The sequence below is a fragment of the Anabaena sp. CCY 9613 genome, from assembly GCF_963920895.1.
Lineage (GTDB): Bacteria > Cyanobacteriota > Cyanobacteriia > Cyanobacteriales > Nostocaceae > Cyanocohniella.
Genome location: NZ_CAWUDE010000004.1, coordinates 300512 through 316486 on the forward strand (window position 1 = coordinate 300512; position 15975 = coordinate 316486).

Below are 15975 nucleotides of genomic sequence, written 5' to 3' on the forward strand. Positions count from 1 at the left end.
GTTGTGGATTACCCAATGACGAAAGATTCCATTTCAGAATTATGCCATTGTCGTTGATGCCATTCAGCTACCAAAGGACGAACAATAAACTTAAGTTTCCCATCACCTTTAACATCAATGCGTAAACCTGAATAGGGTCGGTGCTTTTTAGAACCACTACCATTGCGACCAATGAAAAGATGCGATCGCGCCACTAGCTTATTTGTCCCGCCAATGGTTTCCCTTAAGTCTGAGCCTTCAGTTCTTTGGCGACGCAGACTATATCCACTACCGCCACAAACTATCCAGTTAATATAAGAATCACCATGTCCTGTATAACCGGTTTGGAGGTGTTCTAAACAATGGGCGTGACCATTTAAAACTAAATCTACCAGCGGACGGTCTTCAGTGGGGGAACCGACTGCTTGCGCCACTGCATCTAGTACACCACGCAAGCGATCGCGTATAGCTAGAGTTTGCGCTTGTTGCCATTTAGTCGCTTCTGTGACATAAGGTGGATGGTGGAAATAAACCACTCTTCCCCGCACATCTTCAGTATTCCAAGATTCAATTAGTCTGCGTTTGAGCCACTCTAGTTGTTCAACATCAGTTACGGCTGTTTTGCCAGTGTATAACTGCTTGTCGATATCAACAATCAATTCTTCTATTTGCGATAGTTGACCCTGTAAGTCATCTAGTCGCTCCGCTTCACTGGGATTATCAGGATTAAGTGTGGCTGAAGTTTCCATAATTTGTTGCTTTTCCTGCTCAAAATCCTGACGGCGCTGTTCTAAAACTCGGCGCTGTTCTTGACCTGCTTTTGTGCTTGGTAGTGGTGGCGGTTCATTAAATGTATTCGAGTCCAGAGCAAAAAAGTCAATCCCGCGGTAGCTAAAAGTATAATAGCGATTGGGCAAGCGGGTAAAGTGTCCTGGTTGATAGCTCAGACAGCGACCAGTGTTGGTGTGGGCTGTATAATGTTTGTCTAAATGTTGAGCCAACTCACTTGGTAGTTGAAACACTTTCAGATAGTCCAAGAAAGCTTTTGCGTAAGCTCTACCTGTATCAGAACCACGCAAACCCACATCCAAATCTAATTGCGATCGCAATAAACGACGAATAGGTAGCGTAGTTAAGGAAAGTACACTCAAGACAATTGGCAAATCATAGTAATCATGATTTCCCGGTACAGGCAAAATGGGCAACTTAAAAACCATCTTGTCATAAGCAATGTCTTTGTAATCCTCTCCACCTACTAGAAACTCTCGGTAAGGCCGGATGAAATTTTTTTGATAGTACTCACTCGACCCCACCAAATAAATCACATCGCCGGTATGCAGCATAAAACTACATTCTTCATGGTGAGGTAGCATTATTTCCGCTACCTGTCGTTGGGGATTGTGACCCCGGTGACTACCAGTACCACTGTCACCTACAACCAAAAAAGAAAATTCACCCTCATTGGCGCCGTCATCATCCAACACCAACCGAGTTTGATCAATACCCCGCTCTAAAATTAACGGGTCTTGCCATTTTACCCGTTGCTTCATCTTGCGAATTTTTTTAGCGATCGCCGGATCAGAAACGAGTTTCAATGCCATTTACTCCTAAATTTTTTTTACTCTCCCCATCTTCCCATTTCCTCATTATTTCTCAAATTCTTTGATCTCAACTGTCAAATTAGGCAATCCCTCTAATTTTTCCGTAGGTTCAATTTCTTGATTATCAGGGACAAAAATTTTTAACCCTGCTGGTACACAATAAATTTCAATGGGAGTTGTACCAATCATTTCCCCATCCACAACCACCTTTTGTGGAGGATCAGCGGTAATTTTAAATTTGTCTCCTCGCAAATAGCCAATATCATCTCGTTCTACGGCGTTACCTGTAGCAGCCGTTTGAAATAGGTGAAATGCCGCGGCGATCGCTCCTGCCTTACTCGCTGGGGCTACTATGGTTAAATCTAGTAATCCGTCATTATAAAGGATACCTGCTGGGCCTTGAGCAAAAACTGAACTCGCTGGTGCAGCATTGGCCACTGTTACGGCTGAAGCACTAGTTTTAATTATTCTGTCATTAGTTTCTATTTCTACATCAAAACTCTGTAAATTTCGCAGCTGTTGCACCCCAGCCAAAATATACGCCATGACTCCAAAACGTTTTTTGGCTTCCCTATCTGCCAGTTCTACTGTATCAGCTTCAAAGCCCACACCTGCTAGCAATACCATCGGCCGACCATTACAGTAAGCTGCATCTACGCGCCGAGTTGCTCCCTGTAAAATAGTATGACAGGCGGCATCAATTGTGTCAGGAATTGTCAAGGCTGCGGCGAAAGCGTTGGCTGTTCCCCTAGAAATAATCCCAAATGGAATATCAGTCCCTACCACCGCAGTAGCAGCAGCCGAAAGTGTACCATCTCCGCCAGAAGCAATAATCGCATCCACTCCCCTTGCAACTGCCGCCTGAGCCAATTGATCAGCATCAAGTTCTTCAGTTGTAAAGTAAATATCCAGGTCAATTTCTGGCTCTAATATTGCTCGAATCTGTACCAGTTCTGTATCTGGGTCACCCTGACCCGCAACTGGATTAAAGATAAGGCAGGCGGAACGTTTCATAGGGTTAGGGATTAAGTCTTAGTAAATAAAATCTTAAATTATTTCTAACTTTAATGTCAGATTATCATTCCCCTCTCAAATTATCACGTCTGTCTGGTGGTAGGTTTGCCTATGTATAGTTAGGAATGGGGATTCTCTAAAATCTAGAACTTCTCCCGACACTCAAAAATGAAAATGGCCTCTTAAAAACTTCGACAATACAAGGCTATTTGCTGTTGAGTCATTCAAAAAAATGTAAACAAATGTAAAAAAAGTAAAAATAACCTTTACCTCAATTAGACAATAACAATCCGGTGACTCACCCACTGCGGTAGTCTAGATGAGAGTGAATGTATCGCCTGGTTTGACATATTGTTTTATGACTTCAGTTGTATCCAGTCCCCCACGCACCATCCGTATTGGTTCTCGGAAAAGTCAACTCGCCCTAGTTCAGACCTACTGGGTACGAGAGCAACTTCAAAAAAGTTTTCCTGATATCTCTTTTGAAGTCCATACCATGTCTACCCAAGGTGACAAAATCCTGGATGTAGCATTAGCCAAAATTGGCGATAAAGGACTATTTACTAAAGAACTTGAACTAGGAATGATCAATCAAGAGATTGACTTTGCGGTTCATTCTTTGAAAGATTTGCCGACTAATTTGCCAGAGGGATTAACCCTAGCAGCAATTACAGAACGGGAAAATCCGGCAGATGCTCTAGTGGTACACGAAAAGCATCAAGATAAACAAATTGAGACTTTGCCAGCAGGTGCAGTCATCGGCACATCTTCTTTAAGACGACTAGCACAACTACGTCACCATTTTCCGCATTTTACATTTAAAGATGTCCGGGGAAATTTAAATACACGGATGGCCAAACTAGATGCAGGCGAATATGATGCCCTAATTTTAGCCGCCGCCGGATTAGGGCGTTTAGGCATGGGCGATCGCATTCATCAAGTTCTCCCCAAAGAAATTTCACTCCACGCAGTGGGACAAGGTGCTTTAGGCATAGAATGTCGTGCAGATGACAATGAACTCATCTCATTACTCAAAGCCATTGAACATCCAGCAACACGCGATCGCTGTCTAGCTGAAAGAGCATTTTTAAGGATACTCGAAGGCGGTTGTCAAGTACCCATTGGTGTAAATACAGAAATTGATGGTAACAACTTAACCCTCACAGGTATAGTTGCTAGCGTCGATGGACAAAAGCTAGTCAAAGACACCATTACCGGGACTGCTAACAACGCCGAAGCTATAGGCGCCGAATTAGCAGAATGCTTGCGACAACAAGGCGCACAAGAAATTTTAGAAGAAATTTTTACCGAGATCCAACGGGGTTCTTAAGCTATTGGGCAAGCAGATGTGCTTAGATAAGTAATCAGTGGACAGTAAACAGTTAACGGTGAAAACCTGATAACTGATAACTGAATAATTGAAAACTGATCAGCCGAACCGGGGAAATAAAAATTACCATGCGGATTCTATTCGTTGCAGCAGAGGCAGCTCCCGTCGCAAAAGTTGGAGGAATGGGGGATGTGGTGGGAGCATTGCCCAAAATCTTGAGAAAAATGGGGCATGATGTCCGAATATTCATGCCTTACTACGGCTTTCTGCCAGACAAAATGGAGATTCCCAAAGACCCGATCTGGTCTGGATACGCCATGTTCCAGGATTTTGCAGTTTACGAAAGCATTTTGCCTGGTACTGATGTTCCTTTATACTTATTTGGACATCCTGCCTTTATGCCCCGCCGGATTTATTCGGGAGACGATGAAGATTGGCGGTTCACTTTATTTGCTAACGGTGCAGCTGAATTTTGCTGGAATTACTGGAAACCAGAAATTATCCATTGCCATGATTGGCACACCGGCATGATTCCTGTGTGGATGCACCAAGACCCTGATATCAGTACCGTTTTCACCATTCACAACTTGGCTTATCAAGGGCCTTGGCGTTGGTATTTAGAGAAAATTACTTGGTGTCCTTGGTATATGCAAGGACACAACACAATGGCGGCTGCGGTGCAATATGCTGATAGGGTAAATACTGTTTCTCCAACTTATGCGGAGCAAATTAAGACAGCTGCTTACGGTGAAACATTAGAAGGTTTACTGTCTTTTATTAGTGGTAAGTTATCGGGGATTATCAACGGCATAGACCTAGAAATATATGATCCCACAGACGACAAATACATTGCCCAACAATTCACCATCGATACCCTAGATAAACGACCAGCTAACAAAGTTGCTCTGCAAGAAGAAGTAGGATTAGAAGTGAACAAAAAGGCCTTTTTAATCGGCATGGTGACACGCTTAGTCGAGCAAAAAGGTATTGATTTAGTCTTGCAAATTTTAGATCGCTTCATGGCATATACAGATGCCCAATTTGTACTGCTAGGAACAGGCGATCGCTATTACGAAACCCAAATGTGGCAGTTAGCATCCCGTTATCCCGGACGCATGGCAGTTTACCTACTATATAACGATGCCCTGTCTCGGAGAATTTACGCTGGTACTGATGCCTTCTTAATGCCTAGCCGATTTGAACCCTGCGGTATCAGCCAAATGATGTCTTTGCGCTACGGTTCGGTTCCCATTGTTCGCCGTACAGGTGGATTAGTTGATACTGTATTTCACCACGATCCCATGAATGCTGCTGGTACTGGCTATTGCTTTGACCGCTATGAACCACTAGATTTATTCACCTGTATGATTCGAGCTTGGGAAGGTTTCCGTTTCCAACCTCAATGGCAACAATTACAACAACGTGGGATGAGTACAGACTTCAGTTGGTACCAATCTGCTAAACAGTACGTGAAGTTGTATAGATCAATATTGGGCTTACCAGAAGAAGAGGAATCAACACCAGAACCACAGTTAGCAGTTCCGAGTTCGTAGTTGTTTCATCAGAAAAATGGGTAGAAACCCCGTCCTTCTAGGACGGCTTTACATGGAATTTGGTAAAATGTGAAGTATGGAAAAAGCCTACCGCTACCGTTTTTACCCAACTACCGAGCAAGAACAAATATTGCGCCGGACAATTGGCTGTGTGCGGTTGGTGTTTAACCGAGCATTGGCTTCCCGAACCGAAGCTTGGTATGAAAGGCAAGAACGAGTTGACTACGTTCAAACAAGTGCCATGTTGACACAGTGGAAAAAACTTGAAGCCCTTCAGTTTTTGAACGAGGTGAGTTGTGTACCACTGCAACAAGGCTTGAGACATCTGCAAACAGCGTTCACAAACTTCTTTGCGGGTAGGGCGAAATATCCCAATTTCAAAAAGAAGCGTAGCGGTGGCAGTGCAGAGTTTACCAAGTCTGCTTTCAAGTGGAAAGATGGACAAGTCTACTTGGCTAAATGTTCTGACCCATTGCCAATTAAATGGTCGAGGCAGTTGCCAAGAGGTTGTGACCCCACAACCATCACTGTCAAGTTTGACCCTTCTGGACGCTGGTTCGTTAGTTTGCGGATTAATGATCCTTCTGATGAAACCATGCAGCCAATTGATAGTGCTGTGGGATTGGATGTTGGTATTAGTAGTCTTATGACCCTGAGTACGGGTGAGAAGATTGCTAATCCCAAAGCGTTTGACAAGCACTATCAAAAGCTGAGAAGGGCGCAAAAGTCTTTGAGCCACAAACAGAAAGCCTCTCGCAACCGAGATAAAGCAAGACTCAAAGTAGCTCGTCTTCAAGCTAAAATTTCCGATTCTAGAATTGACCATCTGCACAAACTGACAACTCGACTGATTCGTGAAAACCAAACAATAGTAGTTGAGGACTTGGCAGTTAAAAACATGGTTAAAAATTCCAAACTTGCCCGTGCTATCAGCGATGCTTCCTGGGGCGAGATGATTAGGCAACTGGAGTATAAAGCTCTTTGGTACGGACGAACCTTGGTGAAAATTGACCGATGGTTCCCCAGTTCTAAGCGCTGTAGTAGCTGCGGTCACGTTGTTGATAAATTGCCGTTGAATATCAGGGAGTGGGATTGCCCAAATTGTGGGGCGCACCACGACCGGGACATCAACGCAGCTAAAAACATTTTGGCGGTGGGACACACCGTTACAGTCTGTGGAGCGAACATAAGACCTGATAGGCATAAGTCTAAAGGGCAGTTGCGTAGACCCGAAGGGGCGTGCGTAAGCAAAACCTGTGAGGGAAGGAAACAGAAACCTAAATCGTGAGGTTTAGGAATCACCGTGGCTTTAGCCCGTTGAGGATGTCAAAGTTGAGAATTTAGCCTACGCTCGAAATAGAGACGCTTTTAGTCAAGCGTTGAATTTTCGTAGCGAACCCAACACTTGTCATGCAACTTGCCCCAAAAACCAAGCTTACTCCAGAAACAGCCCCTACTTCCGAGAAAATTATCCTTGATGTTGGCGGAATGAAATGTGCTGGGTGTGTTAGCGCTGTAGAGCGACAGCTAACGCAACATCCAGGAGTCAAGAGCGCCTGTGTAAATCTGGCTACAGAAGTAGCTATTGTAGAGTCGGAAGCTGGTGTAGTAGATGCAGATGCCTTAGCACAGCGATTAACAACAGCAGGATTTCCCTCTCAACCCCGTCAAGCTAGCAATCAAGTTGCAGGTGGCACAACCCTCCAAGATCCCGAAGCACGGCAACGCCAAGAAATGCGTTCTGCTCGCCAGCAGTTGATGATTGCGGGGATATTGCTAGTTTTGTCGGGAATTGGTCACTTTACCAGCATGGGTGGGGCTGTATTACCAGTATTAAATAACATTTGGTTTCATTGTGGATTAGCCACAGTTGCCATCCTGATTCCCGGACGACCGATTTTAGTGGATGGTTGGCGGGGCTGGCGACGCAATGCGCCCAATATGAATACCTTGGTGGGTTTGGGAACATTAACAGCCTACACAGCAAGTTTAGTGGCGTTGTTGTTTCCCCAAATTGGTTGGGAATGCTTCTTTGACGAACCAGTGATGATGTTGGGCTTTATCCTTTTGGGTAGAACATTAGAAAAACAAGCCAGAGGAAGAGCAGCCTCCGCATTCAGACAATTGTTGGCACTCCAACCCCAAGTAGCGCGATTGATTCCCAACCCAGACCCAGAGAAACTAGGATTAGGGTCAAATATTGTCGAGATACCCGCCGAACATGTACGTGTGGGTGAATGGTTGCAGGTACTTCCAGGGGATAAAATTCCTGTTGATGGTGAGGTGCGCTTTGGGCAAACAACAATAGATGAATCGATGTTGACGGGAGAAGCCGTACCCGTAATTAAACAGCCAGGAGATGTAGTGGCAGCAGGTACATTGAACCAATCAGGAGCGATCGCTATCCAAGCCACCCGTATCGGTAGTGATACCACCTTAGCTCACATCGTCGCCTTAGTCGAAACTGCCCAAACTCGTAAAGCCCCAGTCCAGAAATTAGCTGATACAGTCGCCGGTTACTTTACCTACGGTGTGTTAACAGCCTCAGTTTTAACGTTTATCTTTTGGTACTTTTTCGGCACTCACATTTGGGATCTTGCCACCTCTAGTGGCATGGAAATGGCTCATCATTCCCCACTCCCTACTCCCGATTCCCGATTCCCCACTTCTCCACTTCTCACCAGCTTAAAACTAGCGATCGCAGTGATGGTTGTGGCTTGTCCCTGTGCTTTAGGGTTAGCTACTCCTACAGCTATTCTTGTGGGTACTGCCATCGGTGCAGAACGAGGTCTATTAATTAAAGGTGGTGATGTTTTAGAAAAAGTACATCAGTTAGATACAGTTGTCTTTGATAAAACAGGCACTCTGACTACAGGTAATCCCACGGTTACCGATTGTCTACCCATTGGGGAAATAGGTAACAACGAACCCCAGACACTGCTCCAACTAGCCGCAGCCGTAGAAAGCGGTACTTACCACCCCCTAGCAAAAGCGATTCAGCAAGCAGCGCAGCAACAAGATTTATCTATCCCCGATGCAGTGGATTTTCACACCGAACCCGGATTGGGGGTGTCGGCCATGGTTGAAGGTAAATTTGTGCTGTTGGGGAATTGGGAATGGTTGAGTAAACACGGGATTCCTCTCGATGAAACCGCACAACAGTTAGCGCAGCAGCTAGCAGCAGCAGGTAAAACAGTGGTGGGTGTAGCAGTAGAGGACAGTTTAGCAGGATTAATTGCCGTTCAAGATACCCTCAGAGCAGATGCCCAAAGTACAGTAGATCAGTTACGTAATATGGGTTTACGGGTAATACTTCTCAGTGGCGATCGCCCAGAAGCAGCTCATGCCATAGCTCAACAACTAGGATTAGATAGTACGGATGCGATCGCAGGTGTTCTCCCCAGCAAAAAAGCGGCTGTTATCCAAGAATTACAAGCCAAATCTGCATCTCATGTGGCAATGGTGGGTGATGGTATTAATGATGCTCCAGCTTTATCACAAGCAGATGTGGGAATTGCCTTATATTCCGGCTCAGACGTAGCTATGGAGACTGCCGAAATTGTCTTGATGCGGGATTGTTTAAATGACGTTGTGGCATCCATTCAATTGAGTCGTGCCACCTTCAACAAAATCCGCCAGAATTTATTCTGGGCTTTTGCCTATAATACTATCGGTATTCCTTTAGCCGCAGGTGTTTTGTTACCCACTGTTGGTTTTGTCCTCAGTCCTTCCGGAGCAGCAGCATTGATGGCTTTTAGCTCTGTTAGTGTTGTCACCAACTCAATTTTATTAAGGCGACTAGCTCATCGCTTGTGAAAAACTGCAAGTGAATATTGTCAACCAAATACTGCTTTTTGCCATCTCAGGTTAAACTAAATCGATAGTTAGGTGTAACGCATCTTACAAAATTTGTTGAGATTCCTTCGGGAGCCACAACAATTATAGAGTAGAGCAACCATGTTCTACTCTTACGAGTAAGTAGGTATTTGATTCTGATTCCCACTCAAGACTACAGACTGTAGTGCATGATCAGGGCAGAAAAAAACCTCACAAATCTTGATTAATTACACTTCCAGCGACTGTAGCAAAGATGCATCAATGGCAACTGAAACTAATGAAAACCATCTACTAATTCTTGAAGACGACCAAGGTCGCAAGGAGTTTTCTTTGGAACATCCCATCTACTCCCTGGGTAGAGACCGCGAGTGCAATATCCGTTTAATGTCTCAGTTTGTCTCTCGCCGCCATGCTACATTAGTGAGACTGCCACGAGACAATAATAGTCGTAGCTATTATTATCGGATTGTCGATGGTGATGCCAAAGGTAAGTCTAGTGCCAACGGTCTGATGATTAATGGACGCAAGATGCCAGCTCACGATCTCAAAAATGAAGATGAGATCGTTTTTGGGCCTCAGGTACGTGCAATTTATTATCTATTAAAAAATACTGAGCGGTCTGGACAAACAGATTCTAGCGAGTATGATATTACACTCATTAATCCTGGGATGACAGAAGACTTAGAAGATTAAAAAGATTTCCCTTGAGCTAGGTTTCAATTATTAGCTGAGTGAATTTTTTGATTTCAGATGTGTGGCTAGAGCTAGCTTTAGCCACATTAATTTTTTTTGTTATCAATTAGTTTATGAGTAGTTTATGACACCAATAAATTATCATCAGTTTTTTTCAACATTACTCTTTCAACTAGCAAGACTTTCAATCAGATGCCAATGACGACAATCTTCAATTGACTGTTTCACAAATTCAAATAATTCTCGACAGTGATTATTTACTTGCAGTGGTAGTTCCTCATTTTTCATCACAATACTCATTCTGGTTTCTGTTTCGGTAGCAGTCGATCTATCAATCAAAACTTCTACCTTGACCATCTTAGAAAAAGGAATACTACCAGGAATTTCACGCGCCAAAATGTAATCAGTTGTGTAGTATTGAAGTTCCAAATCACAATCCTGAAGAAGTTCTCCAACTAAAGGCTGGAGATGTTCAATAGGAATAGCAAGAAGAAATGAACATATATAGCGAGCCATAATAGCCCCACACCTTGCAACAATCCGTTCATCATATAATACCCTGGTATCTTGACAAATCTATTATCGACCCAACTAACTAAGGGCAAATTACGCCATCAAAATTGAAACCACCAAATCGCCAGGTAATGTAAGTTAAAAATTAGATAAAAAATTTTAAAATAAGAGTTTGCCGGAGGAGCAGATGAAGGTAGCAATTACTGGAGCAACAGGATTTGTCGGTAAACGGTTAGTAGAAAAACTCCATAAAGATGGTCATAGAGTACTGGTGTTCACCCGTAATACCACCTCTGCTCAGAAAATTTTTCCATCTGGGACTTTTCCTCATGTAGAAATTGTTGCTTATACACCCACAATATCTGGTGCTTGGCAAGATGCGATCGCTGGTTGTGATGGAGTTGTAAATCTAGCTGGGGAACCCATTGCTGAGGAACGCTGGACACCAGAACAAAAACAGAAAATCCTCAACAGTCGCCAGATAGGTACACAGAAAATAGTCGAAGCCATAGCTAAAGCTAGTCCTCAGCCCACTGTTTTAGTCAATGCATCGGCTATTGGCTACTATGGAACCAGCGAAACCGCTACCTTTGATGAAAATAGTTCATCCGGTAACGATTTTTTAGCTCAAGTCTGTCAAGCCTGGGAAGCAGAAGCACAAAAAGTGAAAGCCGCTGGTGTGCGCCTAGTTGTTCTACGATTTGGCATTATTTTGGGTAAAGGTGGTGCCTTAGGTAAAATGATTACGCCTTTCCAACTGTTCGCAGGTGGGCCCATTGGTAGTGGCCGGCAGTGGTTTTCGTGGATTCACGTAGATGATGTAGTAAATATGATACTACAATCCTTAACTAAGACCGAAATATCAGGAGTATATAACGCCACCGCACCTAATCCCGTACGTATGGCAGATTTCTGTCACACCTTGGGACAGGTGATGCATCGTCCTTCCTGGTTACCTGTTCCTGGCTTTGCCCTCGAAGCCCTTTTAGGAGACGGGGCAATGGTAGTTTTAGAAGGTCAACAAGTCATACCTAAACGTACCTTAGAGGCAGGTTTTGAGTATGCATATCCTCAGTTATCATCAGCACTGACACAAATTATTTCCCCACAGGGGAAAGGTGACTAATCAGCCTGAAATTTGCGGGAAACCCAACTGATCAAACCGCTAAGAATAGCACCACCCATGAGGATGCCAATTGCTGGATTAAACACAGGCTGCCAAAGTTGATGCCATAAATCAAGACCGAGGTTAACACCCGCAGCATCGCCAATGGCGGCGATGACTAACCAGCCAAAGCCAAACAAAACTAAGAACACGTCAGCAACTAAAACTAGGTTGAGCCAGTTTAAAAATTTGTCTTTCATAAGGGATTGGGGAACTCGGGGCTCCCTCTGGGGATAAGAGGTAATGGGATAGATAAGGGGTAATGGGGATTGGGGTTCATTAGCCCCTAGCCCCTAGCCCCTAGTACAGCACGGCGTAAATAGGCATACCATTTGAAATCGTCAAACAGCCTGTTTGATAAGCTTTTTGACTTTTGACTTTTGACTTCCGCGCAGCGGTACTAGCCTCTACTCTTCAAACAACCAATTTTTGACCTTTACCAAACTCTGCCAATCTGGTTTTCTGGTTAAACCATCTTCAATGCTGTCTTTGATTTCATCGTGCCATTCTTGGTTGACAAACATTAATTGTTTGACAAAATCAATGTGCTGTCGCAACCCTTTTTGACCTGTTTCTAGCATTGATAGGGCGAGATTAACTCTCGCTTGTGGGTCTTGGGGATTTAACTTGACTGCCTTCTGTGCCGCTTTGTAAGCCAAGTTAGCCTTGTTCTCTAGCAAATACAACCAAGCTAGACAAATCCAAGCTGAACTGGTTTTAGGGGCGCGATCGCACACTTCTTTAAATACAGGGATTAAAGATTCTGGTGATTCGCCAGCTTTATAGCGTTCCAAACCTGTATCAAACAGGAACTCAACTGTTTGAGCCATAAGAAATTTAGTTAATAGTCATTTAGTCGGTCGTTAGTGGTCAGTTACCATTGACCACTGACAACTGATAATCTTACACTCCAAATGACTTGCCGCAACCACAGGTTTGAGCGGCATTGGGATTAGTGAATTGAAAACCGCCACCAATCATGGCATCGCTGTAATCGAGCATTAAGCCGTAGAGATATAATAGGCTTTTGCGATCGCAAACGATTTTAAAACCGTCATAGTCAAAAACTTCATCCTGAGGGGTGATCTTACTGCTGTCCTCAAAGTCCATCATGTAAGACATTCCAGAACAACCACCTTGACGAACTCCCACTCGTAAGCACAGTTCGTTACCTTGCTTTTGCTGCAAGGATTTGACTTGGAGCAAGGCTGATTTACTCAGTTGAATTCCCCGCTGTTGAGACTGAGTTACTTGTGTCATTTGCTTATTCAACTCCTGAAGTAGTTTAAAGCGTAACCTGTATAGGCTGTTATGACCTAAAGTTACTATGCTAGTTTTTGTATACATTCTAGCGACATTGATATCGTTAAAGTTGCCAAATTGTAAACACTCCGTCAAAAGTAGCCAAAGATTTTTATTCTAGAATTGAGGGATTCGGTATTTCTGGAGTTCAAGCCTTGTGGCCACCTGAGTTACATGCATTCTTCAGGTTAGCCAGGAAAATTTTACCTGAGGCTAGTCATTCCCAATAATTTACTGCCAAATAGCTTCTTTTTCTACTCTATGACAAGTTTTAATCGCTCTACCAGTCGTCGATTGAAGACATTAACTCAAATTCCTTCTGTATGGGAGGGCGATCGCCGTCCAATGTCGTCATCACAAACTCAACATTTAGACTCAGAGGCTACAGGTGAATGTATTCTTTGGGTAGATGGCTCACAAGGTGTTGTCCGCGGCATGGACATGGTACCCCCAGAAACGGGCCCTGAGGCAATTGTTCGCACCTTAATGCGTGCTATGGAGCATCCTCACAGTCCCGGCAAACCTGCTAGACCACAAAAAATTTTAGTCAAAGACCGGGAAATTCAATTTTATCTGCGCGGCGTGCTGCAAGATTTGGATATTGCCATTGACTATGCCCCCGAATTGCCTTTGATTGATGAACTGTTTCGTGGGTTTAGCGAAATCCTCGATAGTCAAACTCCCGATTTACCCCCACAGTATGCACAAGCCTTGCATGAGAAAGCTTTAGCGCTTTGGCAAGCAGCACCTTGGGAATTTTTAGAAGAACAACAAATCTTGTCCATAGAGATTAATAAGTGGGATGTTGGTACACTTTACGCCTCAGTGATGGGAATGCTGGGGATGGAATATGGGGTATTATTTTATCGCTCGGAAGATTCTTTAAAGCAGTTCCGCGCCGCAGTTTTACAGGATGACGATTCACAAGGGCGTTTAGAAGCAGCTTTTCTTCAGCAAGATTGCTTTTTTCTCACCTTTGAGGATGAAGACAACGCCGATGAATATGAGGATGAAAATGATTTCTTAGATTTATCTTCGTCAGAAATGACGGCAACGTTTGGCAATATTCATCCCTTAGAAGGCCTGCGTTCGGTTTTGTATGAAGAAGAAGCACTGGCAGTTTTTGTGGCTTTAGAAAGTCTTTGCCGCTTTATTCGCGATCATCGCCGCCAATTAAATAATGACACTGACACCTTTCCCAGTCTTAGCCGTCGCTATCGCATTTCTCCCCCTAAATCAGAAGATTCATCAATTAAAGCCATATCTGTAACTGTTTCTACCATGCCGCAGTTGGCCAATGAATTAGAGGAAATGGCAGGCTTTGATGTTCATGAGCTAGAAATGGCGGAAGAAGACTTACCTATATTTCCTTCTTTGCGAGACGATTTGATACCAGAAGACTCTTTTCTCAGTCTGGGAGTCATCTCTTGGGAAATGCTAGATTACTTGCGACAAGGTGTGAAACATCAGCAAGCAGGTGAAGTACCAAAAGTTGGTGATGGATTGCCGATAATTTTAATTCAAACTTCCCGCCCCAAGGCTAAAAATGTCATTGAAAATATTGAAGCAGCAGGCGGACTTAAAGCAATTTGCTTTAACCCTGGGACTGATCCTTTCGATGGCGATCGCTACGATTTGGGTTTGTTGCAAACTCAAAATAGCGAATTATTTTTGTTTGGTGAATTTTTAGATGAAGATCCAACTCATATAGAAGCCCGGCAAAAATGGAATCAACGGTGTAAAAATACCCAGGGTTATTGTGGTTTGATTATTGCCAAAGGATTAACAGGAGCTTCCCGAGGAAATCCCCAATTGCGAGATATGATGGCTTTGTTTGAGGCGAGATCTCTGTCACCTCAAGAGTTAGGTCTTGGTACTCTCCAACTTATGCCGCAATTAGAATTGGAATAAAAATCACCAACCCCCATGTCTAACGGCAGGTTGATGCTTATGGGTGCTTACCGCCCTTAGCTTGCTTTGAGGCATCACCCGTAGGGCTTCTCGTAGAGTGGCGACTGTCGTCGGTTTTGCCGACTTGTAGTAAGTGGCGTTAGAAGCTTTAAAGGCTTAATTTTTCGTTGGTAATTCAGAATATTTTTGTCCCTCTCCGCGTCGGAGAGGGTTTGGGGAGAGGTTCTGCGACTTCATGCTAAATGTATTGTCTGATTAACTATCAATGAATCTAGTCCTTCAGGGCGTAAATATAGATATCCTTAAAAAAAGTTCAAAAATTCACAATCAAAGTTTTTTAAATTTTGCTAAAAGTTGCAAGGAAAGAAATTCTCCTGTCAAGCTTTTAAACACAAATTTTGGCTTCCGCCTGGCGGTACTAGTAATACCTATGATCGCACAATACTTCATGGCAATTTCATAAAGTATGCATATTTCCATTGTTATTCAGTAAAATTATAGGCAAATTAATCCACGTAAAAATAGCTAAATACTCAAGTCATAATCAGTAAAAATTTATTTTTTGTCAACTTAATCTTGTTAGCCTTAATATTTTCATATGTCATGAGATTTTGAAACTTATATAGCTTCATAATCTGTCAACAGATTTAACTCAAAGTTTAGATATTATACTTTTACTTCATGTTTTTTTTATAAAGTAACAAATTTTTCTAAAATAGCATTTTGATAAAGATTATTTAAAGTATAAAAATCACAGTTATAATAGCCTTAACACTGAAAATAGATGTCGCTATTCCTGGACAATAACACTAGCTAATGGATAGTCTTTATCGATATTAGGAGGAAGAGAACAATAGTTTTAGCTAGATTTGTAGATGCTACCTGAGAAAATCTCAAAAAATATGTCAGATTTGGATAAAACATCATGAACCATTAAATGCCTAGTTCAGATAAAATCTCATTTCCCAGTAAACCAGACAAACTCAAGCAATTGATCTCCAATCTCAGGATTCAATAATTAAAAAATGGGAATCATTCTTGTCATTTTCCTACTCTTGCTTAAGTGTGACAGTGTGA

Annotated in this window: 13 protein-coding genes; 7 read left to right on the forward strand and 6 right to left on the reverse strand. The window is 43.1% G+C overall.

Translation table 11 applies throughout. The features are described from left to right. Positions 1-8 precede the first annotated feature (8 nt). Positions 9-1574 (reverse strand): metallophosphoesterase family protein, encoded by a 1566-nt coding sequence (locus ACM0OT_RS06785; RefSeq protein ID WP_414563706.1) that lies wholly within the window; start codon positions 1572-1574, stop codon positions 9-11. A gap of 51 nt (positions 1575-1625) precedes the next feature. After that, positions 1626-2594, reverse strand: coding sequence for a YegS/Rv2252/BmrU family lipid kinase (locus ACM0OT_RS06790; RefSeq protein WP_414563630.1), 969 nt, complete (start codon positions 2592-2594; stop codon positions 1626-1628). Between the two features lie 358 nt (positions 2595-2952). Here ACM0OT_RS06790 and hemC point away from each other — a divergent pair, with 358 nt between their 5' ends. From hemC to ACM0OT_RS06815, 5 genes are all read left to right on the forward strand, one after another. Then, complete coding sequence (gene hemC / locus ACM0OT_RS06795; RefSeq protein WP_414563631.1) at positions 2953-3924, forward strand: hydroxymethylbilane synthase; 972 nt, start codon at positions 2953-2955, stop codon at positions 3922-3924. Positions 3925-4052: 128 nt separating this feature from the next. Beyond that, a complete protein-coding gene (glgA, locus tag ACM0OT_RS06800) occupies positions 4053-5477 on the forward strand; it encodes a glycogen synthase GlgA (protein ID WP_414563632.1) in 1425 nt (474 codons plus the stop codon). Positions 5478-5553: 76 nt separating this feature from the next. Next, positions 5554-6765 carry an RNA-guided endonuclease InsQ/TnpB family protein gene (locus ACM0OT_RS06805; RefSeq protein ID WP_414563633.1) on the forward strand — a complete coding sequence of 404 codons (1212 nt, stop codon included), beginning with the start codon at positions 5554-5556 and terminating at the stop codon, positions 6763-6765. Between the two features lie 122 nt (positions 6766-6887). Continuing rightward, positions 6888-9293, forward strand: a complete 2406-nt coding sequence (locus ACM0OT_RS06810; protein WP_414563634.1) for a heavy metal translocating P-type ATPase — start codon at positions 6888-6890, stop codon at positions 9291-9293. A 282-nt stretch (positions 9294-9575) separates the two neighbouring features. Continuing rightward, a complete protein-coding gene (locus tag ACM0OT_RS06815; RefSeq protein WP_414563635.1) occupies positions 9576-10007 on the forward strand; it encodes an FHA domain-containing protein in 432 nt (143 codons plus the stop codon). A 168-nt stretch (positions 10008-10175) separates the two neighbouring features. Here ACM0OT_RS06815 and ACM0OT_RS06820 read toward each other — a convergent pair whose 3' ends face one another. Continuing rightward, complete coding sequence (locus tag ACM0OT_RS06820; RefSeq protein WP_414563636.1) at positions 10176-10523, reverse strand: hypothetical protein; 348 nt, start codon at positions 10521-10523, stop codon at positions 10176-10178. A 184-nt stretch (positions 10524-10707) separates the two neighbouring features. Between ACM0OT_RS06820 and ACM0OT_RS06825 the strand changes: the two genes are divergently transcribed. After that, the gene (locus ACM0OT_RS06825; RefSeq protein ID WP_414563637.1) at positions 10708-11646 is read left to right on the forward strand and encodes a TIGR01777 family oxidoreductase; all 939 of its coding nucleotides are present in this window, start codon (positions 10708-10710) and stop codon (positions 11644-11646) included. Here the strand turns inward: ACM0OT_RS06825 and ACM0OT_RS06830 are convergent. The 3 genes from ACM0OT_RS06830 to ACM0OT_RS06840 all read right to left on the reverse strand — a co-directional run bounded on the left by ACM0OT_RS06830 (position 11643) and on the right by ACM0OT_RS06840 (position 12945). Beyond that, complete coding sequence (locus ACM0OT_RS06830) at positions 11643-11885, reverse strand: hypothetical protein (RefSeq protein WP_414543191.1); 243 nt, start codon at positions 11883-11885, stop codon at positions 11643-11645. The genes ACM0OT_RS06825 and ACM0OT_RS06830 overlap by 4 nt on opposite strands. Before the next feature lie 207 nt (positions 11886-12092). Then, positions 12093-12515, reverse strand: a complete 423-nt coding sequence (locus tag ACM0OT_RS06835) for a tetratricopeptide repeat protein (RefSeq protein WP_414543190.1) — start codon at positions 12513-12515, stop codon at positions 12093-12095. A 73-nt stretch (positions 12516-12588) separates the two neighbouring features. Beyond that, entirely contained in the window at positions 12589-12945 is a 357-nt protein-coding gene (locus tag ACM0OT_RS06840) for a HesB/IscA family protein (protein ID WP_414563638.1), read from the reverse strand. A gap of 303 nt (positions 12946-13248) precedes the next feature. Here ACM0OT_RS06840 and ACM0OT_RS06845 point away from each other — a divergent pair, with 303 nt between their 5' ends. Next, entirely contained in the window at positions 13249-14898 is a 1650-nt protein-coding gene (locus ACM0OT_RS06845; protein WP_414563639.1) for a DUF6930 domain-containing protein, read from the forward strand. Positions 14899-15975: the final 1077 nt, after the last annotated feature.